General features: G+C 43.6%; 17 protein-coding genes. 2 read left to right on the top strand and 15 right to left on the bottom strand.

Annotated features, from left to right (window positions below; all coding sequences use genetic code 11):
- Positions 1 to 66: 66 nt before the first annotated feature.
- Positions 67 to 1,479 carry a hypothetical protein gene (locus WH96_RS04025; protein WP_047762881.1) on the top strand — a complete coding sequence of 471 codons (1,413 nt, stop codon included), beginning with the start codon at positions 67 to 69 and terminating at the stop codon, positions 1,477 to 1,479.
- Positions 1,480 to 1,621: 142 nt separating this feature from the next.
- Here WH96_RS04025 and WH96_RS04020 read toward each other — a convergent pair whose 3' ends face one another.
- The 15 genes from WH96_RS04020 to WH96_RS03950 form a co-directional block, all read right to left on the bottom strand.
- Positions 1,622 to 2,989 carry a tryptophanase gene (locus WH96_RS04020; protein WP_047762880.1) on the bottom strand — a complete coding sequence of 456 codons (1,368 nt, stop codon included), beginning with the start codon at positions 2,987 to 2,989 and terminating at the stop codon, positions 1,622 to 1,624.
- 383 nt (positions 2,990 to 3,372) lie between these two features.
- Entirely contained in the window at positions 3,373 to 3,876 is a 504-nt protein-coding gene (locus WH96_RS04015) for a RidA family protein (RefSeq protein ID WP_053005657.1), read from the bottom strand.
- Between the two features lies 1 nt (position 3,877).
- Positions 3,878 to 5,755 carry a TRAP transporter permease gene (locus WH96_RS04010; protein WP_053005656.1) on the bottom strand — a complete coding sequence of 626 codons (1,878 nt, stop codon included), beginning with the start codon at positions 5,753 to 5,755 and terminating at the stop codon, positions 3,878 to 3,880.
- A 114-nt stretch (positions 5,756 to 5,869) separates the two neighbouring features.
- Positions 5,870 to 6,883, bottom strand: a complete 1,014-nt coding sequence (locus WH96_RS04005) for a TAXI family TRAP transporter solute-binding subunit (RefSeq protein ID WP_047762879.1) — start codon at positions 6,881 to 6,883, stop codon at positions 5,870 to 5,872.
- A 147-nt stretch (positions 6,884 to 7,030) separates the two neighbouring features.
- A complete protein-coding gene (locus tag WH96_RS04000) occupies positions 7,031 to 7,933 on the bottom strand; it encodes a LysR family transcriptional regulator (protein WP_047762878.1) in 903 nt (300 codons plus the stop codon).
- A 359-nt stretch (positions 7,934 to 8,292) separates the two neighbouring features.
- Complete coding sequence (locus WH96_RS03995) at positions 8,293 to 9,522, bottom strand: PP2C family protein-serine/threonine phosphatase (protein WP_053005655.1); 1,230 nt, start codon at positions 9,520 to 9,522, stop codon at positions 8,293 to 8,295.
- Positions 9,523 to 9,684: 162 nt separating this feature from the next.
- A complete protein-coding gene (locus tag WH96_RS03990; protein ID WP_053005654.1) occupies positions 9,685 to 9,987 on the bottom strand; it encodes an STAS domain-containing protein in 303 nt (100 codons plus the stop codon).
- A 54-nt stretch (positions 9,988 to 10,041) separates the two neighbouring features.
- A complete protein-coding gene (locus WH96_RS03985; RefSeq protein ID WP_047762877.1) occupies positions 10,042 to 12,093 on the bottom strand; it encodes a HAMP domain-containing methyl-accepting chemotaxis protein in 2,052 nt (683 codons plus the stop codon).
- A gap of 208 nt (positions 12,094 to 12,301) precedes the next feature.
- Positions 12,302 to 12,763, bottom strand: a complete 462-nt coding sequence (locus WH96_RS03980; RefSeq protein ID WP_047762876.1) for an RES family NAD+ phosphorylase — start codon at positions 12,761 to 12,763, stop codon at positions 12,302 to 12,304.
- A 1-nt stretch (position 12,764) separates the two neighbouring features.
- On the bottom strand, positions 12,765 to 13,193 hold the full coding sequence (parS, locus tag WH96_RS03975; protein WP_047762875.1) for a type II RES/Xre toxin-antitoxin system antitoxin: 429 nt from the start codon (positions 13,191 to 13,193) through the stop codon (positions 12,765 to 12,767).
- A 252-nt stretch (positions 13,194 to 13,445) separates the two neighbouring features.
- Positions 13,446 to 14,519: a D-alanine--D-alanine ligase family protein gene (locus WH96_RS03970; RefSeq protein ID WP_053005653.1), complete on the bottom strand. Its 1,074-nt coding sequence runs from the start codon at positions 14,517 to 14,519 to the stop codon at positions 13,446 to 13,448.
- A 197-nt stretch (positions 14,520 to 14,716) separates the two neighbouring features.
- Positions 14,717 to 15,511, bottom strand: a complete 795-nt coding sequence (locus WH96_RS03965) for a hypothetical protein (protein WP_053005652.1) — start codon at positions 15,509 to 15,511, stop codon at positions 14,717 to 14,719.
- A 111-nt stretch (positions 15,512 to 15,622) separates the two neighbouring features.
- Positions 15,623 to 15,832, bottom strand: coding sequence for a cold-shock protein (locus WH96_RS03960; RefSeq protein ID WP_047762874.1), 210 nt, complete (start codon positions 15,830 to 15,832; stop codon positions 15,623 to 15,625).
- Positions 15,833 to 16,107: 275 nt separating this feature from the next.
- Entirely contained in the window at positions 16,108 to 17,163 is a 1,056-nt protein-coding gene (locus tag WH96_RS03955; protein WP_047762873.1) for a TIGR04552 family protein, read from the bottom strand.
- A gap of 402 nt (positions 17,164 to 17,565) precedes the next feature.
- Positions 17,566 to 18,048, bottom strand: a complete 483-nt coding sequence (locus WH96_RS03950) for a 2OG-Fe(II) oxygenase (RefSeq protein ID WP_162200113.1) — start codon at positions 18,046 to 18,048, stop codon at positions 17,566 to 17,568.
- A gap of 272 nt (positions 18,049 to 18,320) precedes the next feature.
- Here WH96_RS03950 and WH96_RS03945 point away from each other — a divergent pair, with 272 nt between their 5' ends.
- Positions 18,321 to 19,631 (top strand): hypothetical protein, encoded by a 1,311-nt coding sequence (locus tag WH96_RS03945; protein WP_047762871.1) that lies wholly within the window; start codon positions 18,321 to 18,323, stop codon positions 19,629 to 19,631.
- The last annotated feature ends 7 nt before the right edge of the window (positions 19,632 to 19,638 follow it).

The following is a 19,638-nucleotide window of genomic DNA, read 5'->3' as shown; positions in this document are numbered from 1 at the left end:
TAGAAAAGACAATCCATTAACTTTATTTCATCATTCAGGTGATATCTTTACGCAGGTTTCTTGAATATGGATAATTTAATGGCTGCTTCTTTGCCATCCCTACAACGCTTTGCGCGGCTTAATAGTAATTCTGATAAAACCGAAGTCAGTGAGGTTGTTGCTGCGGTTATCGAAGACCTGCGCGTAACCGTTAAGAATACCATTGATCCCGCTTCCGCTCGCCGATCCATCGCTGATCTGCTGGACTTTTTAAACAGCCTAAAATCCACTGTGCATCCGGGGCGCGTTGAACTGGCACAATCCATATCACAAAAGATTATTCCAGAGCTTTATCAAAAGGATGAGCCGGCGGAATACGACAACTATGAATACCTGCGTGCAGAGTATTTGCTGGTCAATCACATCTGTAGCAAAATCGCCGACAATCTATCGCTCATAAGGGGAGAAGTTTCTGCCCATCCCGGCTTTAGAAAAGGCCGTCGCGAGTTTGCCGTTCACCCCTTATGCATCTACGCCACCATCTACGCGTCGGGTATTCGGGATCTGATGACCAAGCTTGTCACCGTCCGTTTACGGAACAAGAAAATCCAGACGACAATCTATGAACCTCTCACCCGCGATGTTATCGGTGTTGGCAAGAACCCTGACTCTTTCTTCGAAGACAATGTGATCTATATTGATGAGCAGGTCACGAAGCTTCTGGATTGGGGGATTTCTGTTGAACAAGCTATAGCCGCAAAAAAATCTGGTACACCTGACGCACCAGATGAATTTACCCCCAAAGAATTTATCCCCAAAGAATTTACCGGCGAAGAACTTCTTATTCAGGAGTTGCGCGACAAATTAAAACTCCACTCGGAAATCAATGAATACTTCCTGCCACAAAGTGCTGGATTTGAATTAATCCGGCAACTTTATACCCTCAACAAGGGGCGTTTCCTGCATTCGGTCAAAGAAATCCAGAACGCGACCAAGTATGGCAATGATCATAGCCAGGTCGTTCTGCAAATCGATCAGATCGTCAACGATACCGCAGAGCTGGAGTTCGATCTTATCGCCTTGTCTGCTCATGCAGTGGGTGGGGAACAAAGCATGCTAACCTACAAAGCATTACAGGACATCTGCATCGGATCAGCCAGAACTCGCGACGCCATGCTCGAAGCACGCCCACTGATCGCGGCAGAGCTGGGGCGTCAGCCTATTCACATGGCAAAACAGATTATCTTTGAAGCTCAGAAGAAAATTGGCAACATCCAGAAAATCGAAGAAATGTTCGAAAATTTCCGCGAAATGATCAGTCGCCTGAACCAGAAAAGATTTGAGCCCGAAATCAAAACCTGTGCCAGTATGATGCTTGCTTCCAAAAGTCTGCATCCCTTGGTCAAATGGCTGGAAAACGAAGGTGCCGAAGAAGGCACATTCTTCCTGCGGATGCAACAGGTCCAAATTGTGCTAAAGAAAAAATGGAATATTGTCTAGCTATTGTTGGCAGCCGCAGTTGAAGCCCCAAACACAGTGATACCTTCGTTATCATAAGCTAGTCTGTAGTCCGGCAGAGATAACGAGTATTATCTCTGCCAAACAGAAGCCTGTTCTGAAAAGAACTAATACTACCCTCTAATCAAGACAGAGGCTCAAAACTTGCTGTAAAGTGGCGCAGCATTTTTGGCTCTTTGGTGATACGATACCCGGGCAAGGTATCTTTTATGGCCGAGAGTTCTTCAAAAACCTCTACCATATAATCCGCGTGGGATTGCGTATAAACCCGTCGTGGTATCGCCAGACGCACCAGATCCATGGCTGCGGGTTTTTCCGAACCATCAGGTGAACGCCCAAACATCACGGTACCGATTTCACACCCTCTAATACCTCCTTGCTCATACAGCGCACAGGCCACCGCCTGTCCGGGGTATTGTAGCGGCGCTATATGCGACAACCAGCGCCGGGCATCAATAAAGACCGCATGTCCTCCGGCTGGCTTCACCACAGGTACACCCAACGCGTCCAATCGTTCACCGATATATTCGTTGGTACGAATGCGATATCGCAGATAATTTTCATCAACGATCTCTGTCAGCCCCTGTGCGATCGCGTCCAGATCCCGCCCGGCAAGACCACCATAGGTGGGAAAACCTTCTGTCATGATCAGACGCGCACGACATTTCTCGGCCAGTTCATCATCGTTAAGCGCAAGCCAGCCACCGATATTGGCAAAGGCATCCTTTTTCGCTGACATGGTCATCCCATCCGCCAGAGCAAAACAGTCGCGGACAATTTCCTTGATTGTCCGATCACTCTGTCCTGCCTCGCGCTGCTGAATAAACCAGGCATTTTCGGCAAAGCGGCAGCCATCAATGATAAAGGGTTTGCCAAAGCGTTTGGCCAATGCCGCAGTGCCACGGATATTTTCCAGTGATACCGGTTGCCCTCCCCCGGCATTATTGGTGATGGTCAGCATGACACACGGCACCTTATCGCCATATTCGCCCAGATAGCTTTCCAGCTTGTCCAGATCCATATTGCCCTTAAAGGGATGGAGCACCGCCGGGTCTTTGCCTTCGTCGATCACAAGGTCAGTGGCCTCGGCCCCACTGTTCTCGATATTTCCCCGGGTGGTATCAAAATGCGTATTGGATGGAATGTGCATCCCCTCGCCTCCCAAAATGGAGAAAAGGATAGCTTCAGCTGCACGTCCCTGATGGGTTGGGATGATGTGTTTGAAATCCATCAGATCCCGTACAGCAGCCTCAAAGCGATAGAATGATGGCGAGCCTGCATAACATTCGTCCCCCGCCATTAACGCGGACCACTGTTGTGATGACATGGCCGATGTTCCGCTGTCGGTTAACAGGTCGATCAACACATCATCAGAATGCAGTTTAAAGAGATTGTATTCAGCCTGTTTCAATAAATCACGCCGTTCTTCGGGCGTGGTCATGCGAATGGGTTCAACAGATTTAATACGAAAGGGTTCAATTATGGTCTTCATCAAAGGGTTCTCCGCTTTCGCCCCTTTTAGATGCTTCACTCCACACAGAAGATAAAGACCGTATTCCAATCGGGGCAAAGCGCCGCGGTTGCCTGCTGCTCATCAGCCTGCCGCGCTCAGCGCCCAAATTCATACTATATAAAGTTAACTTTTTTGGGAAAACATTACAAGGAATGATGATTGAATTTGGACACAAGTATTTATCAAATGAATTAGTTCACAAAGCTTCTTTACATCAAATTATAGTGCGGATCATACCCCGCACGTCATTGATTAAGCCAATAAAAGATCTTATCGAACCAAGTGAAGTTTAATTCACCTGGTTCGATAACTATACGAATACCCAGAATCAAGGTTATTGCTTCAATACATTCTGGTCGTAATCAGACAGGAGCCAATAAACTAGCCGTTACTTCCACTAGGACAGGGGCATTCCTTGGAAGACTTTTGACACCAACTACCGCCCTGACATGACGACCTTGATCTCCAAGAGTATCAATTAAATAATTAGATGCGCCATCGGCAACTTCAGAGATATTTTCAAACGAATCATCATGAGCGACATAACAAGTCATTCGCAAAAGCCTATCCAAGTTTTCAAGACCTCCCGCAGAATAGTTCAACCAAGCTAAAACTTGATGTGAACAAATCCGAGCAGAAGCTATCGCTTCTTCAATTTTCAAGTCCTGCCCGACCTTGCCAGTATAAGCCAACTCCCCATTTTGCTTTGGAATTTGCCCCGCGACATAAGCCGTAAGTCCATGAACTATGACCAGTTCATAAGGATATTTCGTTCCCTCTGGTTGAGGTAAACTACGGGCTACACCCATCAAGCCAGCTTGAGAAGTAATAGGCTTGTTCAGAGGTTTAGCAACTACTTCTTTCATGTTAGACATCCTGAGCTTTCGAAGCTACGTTGCTATATTTTTGCATCACCCAAACCATCAAAATTCCTGCCAATGCAATAAAATTCAAAATCAGGCTAGGCGTAATTAGGAAAGCAGCAGAAAAAAGAAGCCCCGCCCTCCCCAGCCAATTGAGTGAGCGTCCTCCCAGCCAACCTGTGAGCGAGACAGAAAGACAGACTATTGAAGCAGCCGATCGCAGTAAAACCAGAGCCAAATCCATCCAATGGCCCTGCCCTAACAGCTCCGGATTGGCTACAAATAGAAACGGGATGATGTAAGCAGGAATCCCCAATGCAAAAGCGCGCCATCCCACAGAAGTAGAACTGGTGCCTGCTATCGGTGCAGCAGCAAAAGCGGCCACTGCAACGGGTGGAGTAATCTGTCCCAAAACAGCATAATAAAAAACAAAGAGATGCGCCGCGAGAGGGTTGGCGCCTAAATTGACCAACGCAGGGGCAACCAGCGTGGCTTGAATGATATATGCAGGTGTTGTTGGCATTCCCATTCCAAAGATAAACGCCGCTATCATTGCCAGACAAAGTGCTACATATAAATTACCATCGGCAAATGCGAGTACCAAACTACTGAAGCGAAACCCCAAGCCAGATATTTGCACAATACCGACTATAATTCCCGCTGAAGCACAGGCAATCGCGACAGTAACACCCGCCCGTGACCCAAACTCCAATCCCTTGCAAAGTAAAGCACCGGATACCCATGTTGAACGTCGTGCAAATGGTATGACAAGAGTTACCACAACGCCGTAGAATGCGCACAAGCTGGGTGTGTACCCCATAACAAGGAATGTCATGATTACGACAAGAGGTAAAAGAAATGTCCATCCCGCTTTAAATTCACGCCATGTAGTACCTTTGTCACTTTTTTCCAAGGGCTTAAGGCCATGCTTAAGCGCTTCCCAATGCACAGCAACAAAAAGAGATGCAAAAAACAAAAATGCAGGCAGTGCCGCTGCAGTAATCACCTCCTGATAGCTGATACCAAGGATAGCCGCCATCAAGAAAGCAGCAGCCCCCATGATCGGTGGTGTAATCTGTCCCCCTGTAGACGCAACAGCCTCGACAGCACCGGCAAATGCTTTAGGATAACCCAACTTTTTCATCATAGGGATAGTGATCGCACCAGTTGTTGCGACATTAGCAACCGAGCTTCCAGACATCGTTCCCATCAAAGCACTTGCAACAACAGCCATTTTTGCTGGCCCACCTCGGGTTGCCCCTGTTGCCGCTTTTGTGACATTTACAAAGAAATCTCCTCCACCAATAATCTGTAGCAACGCCCCAAAAACGACAAATAAAAAAATAAAATCCGTTGAAACACCGAGTGCCACACCAAATATGCCTTCAAAGCTGAAATACATCTGGTCAACAAATTCATTAATTCCGACCCCTTTATGCGCAAGTGGGCGCAAGAAATCCACATGCCGCAAATATGGGCCAATAAAACCATAAAAAATAAAGAACGTACAAAGCCCAGTAATCGCCATCCCCAAGGATCTACGGGTAAGTTCGAGAACAACAAAAATAGTGCCTAAAGCAACGAAAAGCTCCATGGCGCTGGCTTCCTGTGTCCACGGAGGACGAATTACGATCGATACATTGTTAACAATCAAATAGCCAACACATACGAGAGAAAGCAGGATAAGAAATCCATCTATTGTTCTTCCAAGCCGGTTACTTGACAATTTATAAATCAAAAAGCCTATCACGAGCGAAAACAAAAGATGTGTGCCGCGCACGATCAGGTCCGGAAAAAGGAAAAAGGGCGACGCGACCAATAGATGGAACAGTGCCATGGAAACTGCGAGTATCGTGATTGTGTTTTTTAGACTAAGTGTCATTGCCTATGCCCTTTCGAAAGACACTTTTTGTGTCCCGAGAACTTCAAAGGTCCGGTTCTGTTTTGAAAATTTGAGCTCTTGCAGAAAACAATTATCCTGCAAGAGCCTTGTCTCTTAATTCAGAGCAGCTTCATCCACGGGAATACCTTGTTCTTCATAAAACTTAGCTGCACCAGGATGAATCGGTGCCAACATCCCGCGACCAGCTGTTTCTGTTTCAATATATTGCAACAACGCGTGTGTTTGTTGAAATTTATCGAGATTTTTCCATATTGCCGAAGTTACTTTGTAAGCGGTTTCATCAGGCATTCTGTCTGAAGAAAAGAGAAATGTTTTTGTGCCAACAGAAGTAACTTCAGTGGATTGACCTTGATAAAGACCGACAGGCAGCGTCACTTTTTTGAAACCACTGCCATACTCGGCAAGATATTTATTAATCTTACTTTCATCAATAGTAAGAACACGTATCTTGCGTGCAGTTTCTGTCGCAAGCACAGTAGAATGTGGATACAAAGCAACCCACATTACAGCATCAAGCTGTCCATTACGTAAGCCATTTTGTGACTCTTTCCAACTTAGATGGTGAATCTTCCCACCGTTTACTTCTAAGTCTTCAATCTTCATACCATGGACTTCCAGCAAATTATTGAAAGCATTCCAGGATGTTTGGCCTGGCTGACCAGCACTAATTTGCTTACCGACAAGATCTTCTATTGACTGAATATCCGAGCTCGCATCAACCCAAATTTGAATCGCACTAGGGAAGAACGTCATCAAGCCACGAATGTTTTTAATTGGATTTTCCGGAGTGGCCGGATCCCGCCCTGCCCAAGCGTCAGATGCGTTACTCGCAGATGTAATACCAAGATCTGCTTCACCAGAAGAAACCCGCAATAAATTTGGCCCCGAACCACCGGGTTGAACTCCCACTACACTATCTGGGAACGCTTCGCGCATTAAGTTTCCAAGACCCGTTGCAACAACATTGAATGTACCACCGCTTGGACCACCACCAATATTTAAAAACTCTGGGTCCTGAGCGTAGGTTGCAGTAGAAAAAGAAATGCTGGCAACAGTCATTGCACCTGTTATAGCAAGTACAAAACAACGCTTAAATTTATAGATCATTTTTTGAGCCTCCCTATTATTTAGACAGGTCGATTAAAAGCAGGTTTTATTCCATGGGCAATACAATTTATTACAATTACACATAAAATATAGGTACTTATAGATTATATGAATAAATGAATAATCAACACATATGGTACATTTGATCTATTTATCCCAAACAGGACGCAAAGTATTTTTGATATGATCAACAAAATTTGATGCTGCAGGAGAAAGCGTTCTGCCCTTACGCGTGATCAACCCCAGCTCTCTAAAGACAGGTGGATTTAAAAGAGTCCGAAATACCACATCATTTTCAATCGTATTTACTGACATCCTTGGTAAGGCGGCTATCCCAAGATTGGTTTTGAGAAACGACAAGACAGTTGCAATATTGGAAACCTCGACCCAAGGCGATCTAACATTTTCTGGCACATTGGCTAACATATCAAGTATGGGCCGTATACCTGTGTCAGGGGCAAAGGATATATAGGGGTAGCCTGATAGTTCTTCCCATACAATGGGCCCTTTTTCTTTCGCCAATACGTGTGTCTTATGAACAACCGCCCCAAATGGATCACGTATCAAAGGTTCAAAATCAAGATCATCAGAAAACGTGGTCCGGCCTGCAACTCCAAGATCGACTTCACCATTCAAAACTCGTTCACGGACTCCGAAAGAATTATCATCACGTAACGAAATTCTAATTTTGGGAAATGTTGCAGAAAAGCTTTTTACAGCACTCGGCAACACATTGGTTGCTACCGAAGGAACTACTGCAACAGCAATATTACCCTGCGAGCCATATGATATTTCTTTAAAATCAGAAAGCGTCATGTCCAATTCATCCAAGAATCTTTCAATACTTGGTAAATACATTTCGCTGGCTTTAGTTAAACGCAGTGTCTTAGTAGATCGGTCAAACACCTTCATCCCAATTACTTCTTCAAACTGTTTGATCGCAGTCGTAATAGACGGCTGTGAAATCTCCAAAACTTCAGCAGCACGCGTGAACGATCTCGCACGAGAAACGGCAACAAAGGCACGAAGTTGAGCTAACGTAACTTTCATCAATTACCTACCTTTTGAGAAGACATAAAGGGAGTTTTCTAAAATTGAATCTAAACAGAAAACCTGCAACAAGGCTAACTCACGAACAAATCAATGATTCTCATTACCCGTTAAAGATATCTTTGAGGGAAATATTACGACAGAGAAAATCGATTTTCAGGAGAGATTTCAATCTCTATCAAGTTAAGAAACAATTTTATAAATTATCAAAAAAATTCTTCCGGCTAAAGAATTGACATAAAACGTAACGATCATCATTCAGGTGATAATAATTATGACCGTTTGAATTTATTTAAAATTAATATCCACTCTATTCTAACACTGGTCTAACACTGGTCTAACACTGGTCTAACACTGGTCTAACGCTGGATCCAAATTGCGGTCACATCATCGTTAGGGGCCGTTTCAGAACGCGCATAGAAACTATTGAGCAAGTCTTCCAACGGTCTTTTCTCGTTCGATTGGGATAGAGTTTTATATACCAACTTTACAAGCCCATCATCATCCAGTGGGGTGGCCTCATCATCTGGCGTTTCAATCAGGGCGTCCGAGTACAAAAGCAAAAATCCGTCGGGATTCATAGCAATCTCGTGATCCTGAAATTCAATTGATTTCTTGATGCCAATTGGTAATCCATCTGGAGTACCAAGGAAGACTTCATTCATTTCAGTACATCCCATAATAGGCGATGTATGCCCCGCCGAAGCATAGGTTAATGTGTTTTTTTCAACATCAATTATTGAATAATTCACCGTCGCGAACTGACCTCGCGGTATTAAATCGATCAATTGATCATTCAGCATTTCCAGATACCGGGCAGGACTCTCGGCATCTGGTTCTAAATCTTTCACCACAGTGTGAAACCGAAAAGTGTTTACCGCAGCGCCCACGCCATGACCTGTAAAGTCAACGATAAAAATGCCAAAGCTTGTATCGCTGATTGGGTGAACACCCCAACAGTCACCGCTGAGTTCTGATGAAGCCTGATAATGCCAATCCAGCTTTACTTCATATTTTTCTTCAATTGCCTGAATGTCACGTTCACGCGGTAATAGCTGTAATTGCATAGACCGTGCGGCTTCCAGTTCTTGTTCAACCCTTTGTTGATACGACTTCAAACTCGTAACCAGAAGACGATGTTCCAAATGCGTTCGCACGCGAAGACGCAGAAGTTTAAAATCGATTGGTTTAGAAATAATATCGGTGGCCCCGGCCCGAAGAACTTCATTGCGAAACTCTTTATCATCGTGTCCTGTTTCTACGATGATAGGCATATCATCATAAACGGGGTTTGCTCTTATTTGTTTCAGAACTTCAATGCCAGTCATTCCCGGCATTTGAATATCGAGAATAACAAGATCAGGCTTGGTATCCTTAATCCGCTGGATCCCGATAAGGCCGTCTTCGGCAACGTCTATAGTATCGAAACCAACTGAACTTAATTGCGCCTTGATAAGTTCACGGATCAACAACTCATCATCAACGATCAGAATTTTGCATGATTGTATATCGACAAGTTTTACCGAAACTTCGTCTTGATCTTCAGGTTTTGAACCATGCGAAAAGCCCGTATTCGTTACTATTTCCATACTTACAACCTAATTATCAAACCTCACCCAAAACAGCCCGCTCGGGCTTTTTTTCACGAACCGACTTATAACTTCCCTTCCCAAATCACAGAACAACCTGACAAAATTCTCTTACTTTTTTTTGAGGTTCACAATAAGATTTTGGGATCTATGTCAGGCTTATCATTTGATCGAAATAATTTCTGAAAACCTGGAAATTTCGAGCATCTTTTGCACCTGTCCTGTTGGACTGCGCAGTTCCAGGCTTTTCCCACCATCTTCAGCCGCATCATTGATTAGCAAGAGCATACCAAGACCAGCGGAATCAATTGTTTCCAATCCACTCAAATCGATAGAATAGCTCGAACTACTGCCTTCCTTTACTTCTTTGATAATTTCTTGTGCTTTGGGATTGTCGGGAAACCCGAATTCCCCCCGAAAAGAAATGGAAACTGTATCGCCATTTTGTGTCTTTGAATAATCCACAGTCCTAGAATCCTCTAATATAATAATCAGTAAAACCGTAAAGCTTTAAAAAGCTTAGCTGACAGACTTTAAGAAACTTTGAATTTCAGTCCGGAAAACAGTCATCGTTTGTTCCAGAGATTTTGCCTCCCATAACATTTGAACCGACTTTCTGGAAGAACGCGCCGCTGACATGGTCAAGTTACCCACACTATCAAGCACCATGTTCGCATCAGTACTCACACTACTTGCCGTACGTGCAATTTCCTGGGTAACCGCATTTTGTTCTTCAATAGCGCTGGCAATGATCGTTGTTGCAGTATTCACTTCATCCATAACACTTCCAATGCGTTCAATTGCGGTCACGGATTCACCGGTAGAGCTTTGGATTGTACTGATAATAACAGAAATCTGCTCGGTGGCTTTTGCCGTCTGGGTTGCAAGGTTCTTAACCTCTGACGCCACAACTGCAAAACCTTTCCCGGCATCCCCGGCGCGGGCTGCTTCAATCGTCGCGTTAAGCGCCAAGAGGTTGGTTTGTTCCGCAATGGCGGAAATCATCTCGGAAACTTCGCTGACTTTCTGGCTTTCTTTTTCCAGTCCGCGGACCATATTCGTCGCCTGATCAACCTCCGTAACCGCAGTTTCTGCTATAGTAGAAGATTGAGTAACCTGCTGCGATATTTCAGAAATGGAGGCTGACAACTCTTCTGCGGCTGCAGCAGTTGAATCAACGTTGGATGATGTACGCTCCGCTGCCATGGCAACTTCAAAGGATCGATTACCTGTTTTCGTCGTTTCTGTACCGGTTGATGCCGCCGCACCATCTATGCGCTCAGCCACTTCCATAACCTGTGCAATCAAATCTGCAGCCTGATCTTCAAAATCTTGGATTGCCGTTGCTATTTCACTTGCCCGCTGTAATTTAGCTGCTTCTTCTTCCATTTGTTCTTTGGCTAAACGCTCGGCTTCAAGCATGCTATTTTTAAAGACTTCAACAGTTGACGCCATTTCACCGATTTCATCACTGCGGTTTTGCCCCGGTATGTCAACAGTTTTATCACCATCAGCCAACCGCTGCATCGCCTCTGTCATGCCCCGCACAGGACCACCAATAACCTTTCCCAAAGCCAAAGCAAGTCCAACTGCGATAGCCAATCCAATAGCGCCAACTACAACCAGTTCCAGCTCGGCCAGTGCAATTTCCCCCTGAGCCTGAACCGCAATTTCATGCTCATGTTCAGCTGCAATATGGGCCAATTCTTCAGACGTATTTAGTATGATCGCCGAAAAATTCGGCATTTCAACGTCCATCATCTCGGTCAATTCGAGTTGATCGCGGAGAACAATATCATAAGTTTTTTCGTATTTTGCCCTAAGATCCTGTAACTCGGTATAAAGTTCGCGCTCGTGATCCGTATGAAGCTCAGGTTCTGCAGCCTTCAGGGTTTTATCAAAGGCCGCGAACTCATCTGAAACCTTTTTCGCATATTCTTTCTTGCCTTCGAATAGCAGTCTGCCTGTATCAACCTGAATAAGAAAAGCATGTTCCCGGGCTTCAAAAGCCAGATCCATTAACTTTGCGTTGTTTTCTTCCCGGGCATCCGCAATCAAATCATCCAGATCCTTGATCATCAGATCAGCGGCAGGCTCCAGTTCCTTATCGACCAACTCCAGAAACTCATGTTTTTTCTTCGCAACGATCAGAAAATCCTTGGAATAGGCTTCAAACGCGACCTTGATATCAGCAATCAGTTTTTGATGCTCTTCGATCGGAATATTTTCCTCGGCAAACTTAATCGCTTCAGCTGTTTCTTTTTCGTATTTATGTGTAGCAGCTTCTGATGCATCATCGCCTTTTTGGACAAAAGCACGTGCCGCTCGGCTCATTTTTAGAAATTTGAGCTCGATATTTGTCGCGAGCTCCAACTCTTTGGCAGCAAGCTCCATTTCCTCGACTTCATGTCCAACTTTCACAAAGTTCCAATAGGCCAACCCCATAACTGATAAAAATATGAGAATGACAATACCAAAACTGCCTAATAGCTTTGGTGTCATTTTCAAGTTTGAAAAAAAATTTAACGCACTGATATTCTTTGTAGAAAGCTTGGATGTATTATCGGCCATGAAATAGTGCCCTAAAACAATATTATATTCAGGTCTATTTGAAACCTTACCTTGTAAATTTTTAGTTAATCACAGACCAAAATATGGTTTTTTATGAAAGGGCTTCTCATAAATTGATACAACACTCTATGTTTTCTGTTACCTATCAATGCAATAACGGACTATCAGAGCAGAAAAAACCTACTTTTATAGGGGATATTATCGCCCCTCACCTGATCATCTTTTGCAAGCGCTGATCATAATAAAAATCAGTTTTTTCCAGTATTTTTAACTCCACGCTTTCCGGATGGCCCGGATTGATCAGAACATTGTATTCATCCCGAACAATGGCAGAGGGAACTACAAGCGCTGCTTCCTTGGCCTTTTGCAGCCATTTATTGCCGAAATCCCGGGACACGTAAGTATCAGGTAAATGGTCCCAGCCTTTGGGAAGTTTCTTTTCCGTAACCCGTTTAAGAGACAGATTATCTGGTGCCCAAATGGTCAACATCACCAATGGCGGCAGGGTAGATGAGGTCTCGTGGACGAAACGTTCCAGCGCGGCCAAGGAACGCGATGATGCGGTATAGAGAACAGGCAGCCCTTTATGATGCCAACGACCAGACCCATACAATCCACCGCGACCAGACAGATCTGCATAATTTTTATGGGCTAGCCGATAGAGTTCCACCTTAGGCCGTCATTCCATATTTCATGCGGTTGATAATATCGTTCACAAAACTAATGCCCGCCATAGTATCAAGATAAGAAAAGGCACTTTTGTTTCCCAATGCAATCTGGGGCGTTTTCATCCATTCCAGTGCGGCTTCCCGGTCATTAAAATAGTCAGTTGCAGAAGTCAGAACGCCCATGATCGCCAAGGTATGCTCGCTTTGTTGCGGAGTAAGGTTTCCACCGCCTTCACCGCCTTTTTTACGCTGGATACTCCGCAAATTTGCCCCAATCAAAGGCACCAGATCACCTTTGGCCACGCGCAGGACATCCCCGGCATGATCAATCATATCCACCGGCAAGCCTTGACGGATCACATTTAATGCATTTTCCGTGGTACTCATTGCCTTGGCGTTGCCCCCAAGCAGGGCATATTCCGTTGCGTACATGAGTCACCTCTCAAAGAATAGTCTCGATAGTTTGAATACCTCACCTATAAAGATAGTGACATATGACGCTATGTCAACGGACAAATGACGCAAATAATTTTCCACGATAAAAAACACGACACATAGAAAGCCCTCTCTTCAACGAAAAAGAAAAGCTCTGCATTTTTTTACGCCGTTACTTTGTATTACATTGTATGACTTAACCAACAGACCCTTGCCCGAAAACAAATCCATCAGACAGAAGGCTCAATCCTAAACGGCTGACACCAGATATGCACGATTCAGAGCCAATTCCACGATTTTTCGGGCGATATCAGAATGGGTTATCGTTGGCATATCATTTTTTATCCTGCTTTCTGTGTTATTAAGAATACATGCGCGTGGGAAATAGCTGCTATCGGGCGTCATGCCCGGCACTAGATTAGCTTCGATGAAATGCGGTTGACCAAGAGCATCAAGTTTAACATCAATGCGCCCAAAATCCTGTGCTCCGAGAATGGAAAAAGCCTTGCCGACAAGCTGTTTAATTTCCGACACCAGCGGTTCCTCAACAAGTTGAAGAACTTCATCATTTTTCTTTTTGGCGTCACATCCCAGTGTACGATCTCCTTTGCAATTTTCCGGGGGAATTATTTCAAGCGGCATGACCATTCGCGTTGCTTCATTCCTGTTATCCAGAACAGCAACTGTAAATTCCCGTCCCGGTAAAAGTTCCTCAACCAGAATTTTCGCGCCAAAAGCAAGAAACAGCTCTGCAATTTTTTGGCGATAACTTTCAAAGTCCCGCGCAATTGAATTTTCATCAATTCCATTGCCGTTTGCAGCATCAAGCGGTTTGATAAAAAGCGGAAGAGGTAAAGGAAGCTGATCTTCGCTCTGAAATTGATCGGGGTGAGCCAGAAAGAACTTTGCCGTCGCAATACCATTGTTCAGCAAAACTGTTTTTGCCTTGCTTTTGTTAGAATCAAATTCCAGCGTTTCACGATCCGACCCGGTAAAAGCAATATCGTGTGCTGCAAAGTATTCTGAAAACCATATTTTCGGATGACCGCCCGTTTCAGGTAAATATTTACTACATAGAACAACAAGATCCGGTCTTTCCCGTACAATCAGATCAAGCGATGCCCTTGTTGCAACTTCGTGGAACGTGACCCGTTGATAGCTTTCCATCAAGGCTTCATAAAAGGCTTTGCAGGTGTCAATTGAACCAAAGCCAGTTTCTTTATTTCCTTCGGTATTGGTCGCAACAACGGCAATATATCGTTCTATTTTAGGATCACATGCAATAGATGTTAATTCCTGAGCATCCGAATTAATCAACTTCATGACCTTTCCACCTGATCATATTGTCTGACTTCTAAATGAATACATTCAGCTGATATGGGCTGGAATTTATTCTGATAAAAAAATCGAGAAAAATTGCGGTCGATATAATGCCTCTTAACAAATTGATTTATCATCTGATTATTCCTGGTGATTTGATTTTGAAATAAAAATTTATCAATTAAGTGAAAACGATAAATCTAGGGCATGACACACGTCTCTCCATTTTTTTCGAATGGACGGTCACACTCCCAATCCGTACCGAAATAACCAAGATGAGCGTTTGGCGGTAAAATAATTGGAAGACACAGTCCTTCCTTTGCCTGATATCCTCGTTTACATTTCCACCCGCCGTCAAAATAATCACCGGTCAGATATGCATAATCAGGTACCTTAATCGCGTGGCAGCTATTACCCGTCTGGATAAATCCGCGGCGGCATTCCCAACCTTTTCCGTATGAAGAATATGTCAGAAAGGCATTAGGAGGCGCTGAAATCATCTGGCACCCATCCCCAGCCTTACGAAACGGAAATTCACACTCCCAAGCATTCCCCTGGCGTGTTAGAAAAGCATTTTTCGGGACGTGAACAGCTTCGCATACGCCGCTGTTGTTATTTCTAAACCCGCGATCACATCGCCATCCACGACCAAATGCTTCAAGATAGGCATTTTCAGGGATAACAATTGCCTTACACAACAGCCCTGTTTCCTGAAAACCCCTGTTGCATTTCCAGCCCTGTCCATAAGACTGTCTAGACAAATAAGCATTCTCAGGCACGGTGATCGCAAGACAATTTTCATCCTTCTTTCGAAAGCCTCTTTTGCACTCCCAGCCTTCGGCATAAGAACTGGCCTGTGCATTATCAGGTATCCCTGATTGTGCTAATGCGCCCTGCCCGGGCACAAAGCCAAGTACAAAAAGAATAAGCGTGATAAAAAATCTGGATAGTGCGGCATAACAAAGGCATCCACATCTCACCAGATAAACACGCAAAGCCGAACCCCAAAGCCGGAATCTTACAAATCCAGCCCTGACACTCTTCTGAACATCGGAAAGAGAGAATAACTCTCTCCGATTATGACAAATAGTCTGGATAAAGCCTTTTTAATCAGCCTCGATATTATGGACAGCGACTTTCCCGCTATCAGGATCGGTATGCGTATCAAATTTGACTTTTTGCCCCTGTGCCAGGCTTTTCATATCCGCACGCGAAAGCGCAGAAAGCAAAACACGTACATCTTTTTCGCCATTCTCAGGCTTGATATAGCCAAAGCCACGTTCAGCATTATAGAATTTAACTGTACCGTTAATCATTTTATTTCCCATTTTTGAAGCAGTAAAAACCACTCTCGAGCTCATGCACGAAAGTTTGGTGAATTATTCAATTTTCAGAATTTTTCAGGAATACACTTCAGGGACCAATGCACAATCTGGTACATTACCTTCCAATGGCCGCAAGGCTTGCTTAGCTACACGTATATGGTGATGATAAAAGTAATTTCAATTGGCACGCAGCTATTTATCTCTCAAAAACGTCTTTTAGGGCATTCTGAGCTGTTATCTCTATTCTAACCAAGCTTGATTACTGTCTAAGAGGCCACTTCGCGATTAATTTTACGACCAAGGGTACCAAGCACACGATACCTGGCTGATCGAACCTGACGTTGTTTATATTGTTCGTGTGATGCTTCACCGTTCCGGTTGGCTTGATAATTCTCTTCATCCTGTATCTGGATTTCATAGGGGAAATAAAACCGGCGCGGGCTCCCGTCTGTATCCTTTAGCTTGATGCGTTGACGACAGGTAAACTGCAAAGCGCGATAGCTGTCGCCACTAAAGGCGTTATCACTCATGCGCCCCACTTCCTTGGGATACTGCATTTTCTGTAGATCGGCACTAACCTGAGCCAGATCCTCAACACCTTTCCATCGTTCTTCGACCCAATCCACATCAATCAGACTATTGCGGGAACGTGATGGTTTGATATTAGCAAACATTACAACATTGTGGTTGCGCAAATAACAGAGAACCCGTAGGGCATCCAGCGGATAACGTGTCACCATGCGGATACCAATCCAGTCAAAGATATCAGCCGCAACGTTCTCGGCCTTGTGTAACAGTTTTAATACCGCAGATTTACGGGATTTGGATGCACGGCTTTCATAGGAAACAAGCTCTATATCACCGATAAAAATACCGTTGGACGTATAGCGGATATGTTGTTCAAAACGGCTAAAGATCTGATCCTGAATCTGTCCGTGGTAATGCTCGTTAAAAAAAGACCCGCAGTGAGCATAAGTGTGCATCACGCGCAACAAGGCACAGCTCCATCGCGAACGATCCGTCGCTTCAGGCTCGGATACCCACATCAACAGATGTAAAATATTCTCCTGATTACGAACCGCTGGTGGAATTGGTTCATCATCTTCCAGCAACACATCTTCGATAAAATCAATCGCTTCCTGCCGAATTGCTTCGATTTCCTGACGATCTTCAAGTTGACCGTAATCATAGCCATAACAGTCCAAAAAGGCCTCGGCCTCTTCCAGCGAGGTTACCTGTAAACGCGGGGAATCAATAATGGATTGACCATTGAGCACCGTCTTCAGCGATGCGCCAGCCCAAAGTTTGAGTTCTTCGTTCATTAAATCAGAATTTCCCATATGGATCGGCCCACTCGAATAACGCGTTCGGGTAGCCGATAGGTGGGGTAAAAACAAACTGACTTCACAAGCAAGCGGGTACTTTGGCAAATGAAAACTAAATAAAGATTAAGACTGCCCGCAATAATTGAAAATTAAAACAAATAACCTACCTGAAAGAATTAGAATTTACCCCATAACCTCATTAGACAAGCACATCTTACTTTTAATGAACCCTTAGCCTTTAACGAACATTCATTACCAATTAAGAACTATACTCTATCTGGGTTAGAGCAAAAATTCTTCAAGCAGGAAACAGATCAAAAGCTTGTGAACAAGCAAACTCAGTTAAGGTCAAACGACCAAAAATATCTGTTTGTCAGGTCTCTGTGATATGAAGAGCCACTATTTAAAAGCAGGTCCATGTACCCAAGCAACCAAAGCGTAGCGCGTACCCTTTGTCACCGGACGTACCTGATGTTGCAAAAAGCTGGAAAAAATCACGGCTGTACCTTGATCTTTTGGCGCAACCCAGTCTTTGCCTTCGTTATCCACACTCAATTCACCACCATTATAGCTTGCACCATGGCTGAGTTGGATTGAAATGGATAGTTTACGGCTGACAGTAGAGCCGGAAGCACCAATATCCATATGCGCACCATAATGCCCGGCAGGTGCTTTGGGATCTTCTGGTGCATCGTATCTGATCAGCTGCAAACCTTCTTTAAAATCTTCCAGATCAAACTGGAACCAGTCCTGATTGACCCGTGACACAAGCCCGGCAAGCTTTTTGAAAACCCATGATGTTTCATCCGTATCATCCAGCCATAAATAGCTGCATTCACGAAGCGAGCTTTTTACTCCGCCTGCCAATTTAGCATCAGCCACATCAGATGAAGTTTCAAACAGGTCTATTAGCTGCTGACATTCCCTGGGGGGCAGTACTTTTTCCCTTACACAAGGGCGGGTCATTTTCATAGTTATGAAGGCTCACAAATTTAAATATACGCACAATCCTGTTGTGGGTATATCAGCCACAAAATACAAGTGAAAACTACTCAATCAAAGACAATTCTCTTGGCAAAACACACTCATAGGCCGAAAAATATTGACCAAACACTTCCTAGAGGTAAAGTGACCTACTACAGAGGGGGAAAACAATGACATCTGAAGTTATCGTTATGAACAAAAGCGCTATCGCAATTGCCGCAGATAGTGCGAGTACTGTATCTAATGGAGATCCATCTCTCACTGGAGCAAGGTATTTTAAAGGCACAAATAAAATATTTGAATTATCGAACATCGATCCTGTTGGAATTATGATTTATAATGCAGCTGAAATTAATGATATTCCATGGGAATTATTAATTAAAGCCTACAGAAAAAACCTGAGTACAAAAAATTTTAATACTCTTGCCGAATACTGCGAAGATTTTTTTAATTACATAAATAATTTCGATGAGCTTTTTCAAGATCACGAGATGAAAGAGTATCTCTTTAATGAAATCATCAACGTTGCAGTTTTCTTAGCTACAAACATCACCAAAAATCCTGAGTATATTGACGCTTCTACAGAAGATAGACCTAGCGTAATACTTAAAATAATCTCTAAAGATCTTGAAATTATAAAAGAACATCCTTTGCCAAATTATTTTACCGATCAAGATGTAGAACAAGCTATGGTAGAGTTTAAAGACAGATTAACACAAGGACTTCAAGAAAGCCTTGAAGACGCAGCCAAACAGGGTGACACATCATTATCTGCTTTATTGGATTCCATTAATGAATTAGATAATTTCTCAATACTGTCAATTTCGACATTTTTCAAACATTATAGCTACTTCAAAGAACAGAGTTCCACTGGGCTGGTATTTATGGGCTTTGGCCAATCGGAAAGTTTTCCGAGTTACTATGAAAAACACTGCCTCGGCTATGTTTTCAACCGTTTTATTATAGTCGATAAAGAGTATTTTAATATTACTCGTAACAAGGGGGCCACAATTGCCGCATTTGCCCAAGATTCAATGGTAAACACATTCGTCCTGGGAATTAGTGCAGAAACTAGTCAAGCCTATACAAATTTCTTTAAACAAGAAATCACTGAATTTGCCCAAAGTCTAGTTGCAGAAATGGAGAGGGAACTACCTGAAAATATTCTAGATCTCTTGGAACACTCACATCAAAAATACATAAAACACACAAGAAGCTTAGCTTTCGAGATGAATTTCAGTCCTTTACGAGATGTTATAAAATTCTTGCCTATTAAAGAGATGGCTCACTTAGCTGAAACAATGATTAGTTTGCAATCTCTTAAAGAAAAATTTACTAGCCCCACTGAAACTGTTAGTGGTCCTGTTGATGTCGCAATAATTACTAAAAATGAAGGATTAGTGTGGTTAAATCGTAAACACTTTTTTGATTTAGAATTAAATTCGAGATATACCCATAGACAATCTCGAGAATTTAATTAAGTTATTT

The sequence above is a fragment of the Kiloniella spongiae genome (assembly GCF_001026905.1).
GTDB lineage: Bacteria > Pseudomonadota > Alphaproteobacteria > Kiloniellales > Kiloniellaceae > Kiloniella > Kiloniella spongiae.
The sequence above is the reverse complement of the archived record's forward strand: the minus strand, read 5'-3'. Positions and strand labels throughout refer to the sequence as shown.

Bases quoted from the DNA above. Each gene is read 5' to 3' on its own strand.
- WH96_RS04025 (WP_047762881.1), top strand. From the start codon at position 67: ATGGATAATTTAATGGCTGCTTCTTTGCCATCCCTACAACGCTTTGCG.
- WH96_RS04020 (WP_047762880.1), bottom strand. From the start codon at position 2,989: ATGAAGACCATAATTGAACCCTTTCGTATTAAATCTGTTGAACCCATT.
- WH96_RS04015 (WP_053005657.1), bottom strand. From the start codon at position 3,876: ATGAAAGAAGTAGTTGCTAAACCTCTGAACAAGCCTATTACTTCTCAA.
- WH96_RS04010 (WP_053005656.1), bottom strand. From the start codon at position 5,755: ATGACACTTAGTCTAAAAAACACAATCACGATACTCGCAGTTTCCATG.
- WH96_RS04005 (WP_047762879.1), bottom strand. From the start codon at position 6,883: ATGATCTATAAATTTAAGCGTTGTTTTGTACTTGCTATAACAGGTGCA.
- WH96_RS04000 (WP_047762878.1), bottom strand. From the start codon at position 7,933: ATGAAAGTTACGTTAGCTCAACTTCGTGCCTTTGTTGCCGTTTCTCGT.
- WH96_RS03995 (WP_053005655.1), bottom strand. From the start codon at position 9,522: ATGGAAATAGTAACGAATACGGGCTTTTCGCATGGTTCAAAACCTGAA.
- WH96_RS03985 (WP_047762877.1), bottom strand. From the start codon at position 12,093: ATGGCCGATAATACATCCAAGCTTTCTACAAAGAATATCAGTGCGTTA.
- parS (WP_047762875.1), bottom strand. From the start codon at position 13,193: ATGTACGCAACGGAATATGCCCTGCTTGGGGGCAACGCCAAGGCAATG.
- WH96_RS03970 (WP_053005653.1), bottom strand. From the start codon at position 14,519: ATGAAGTTGATTAATTCGGATGCTCAGGAATTAACATCTATTGCATGT.
- WH96_RS03960 (WP_047762874.1), bottom strand. From the start codon at position 15,832: ATGATTAACGGTACAGTTAAATTCTATAATGCTGAACGTGGCTTTGGC.
- WH96_RS03955 (WP_047762873.1), bottom strand. From the start codon at position 17,163: ATGAACGAAGAACTCAAACTTTGGGCTGGCGCATCGCTGAAGACGGTG.
- WH96_RS03945 (WP_047762871.1), top strand. From the start codon at position 18,321: ATGACATCTGAAGTTATCGTTATGAACAAAAGCGCTATCGCAATTGCC.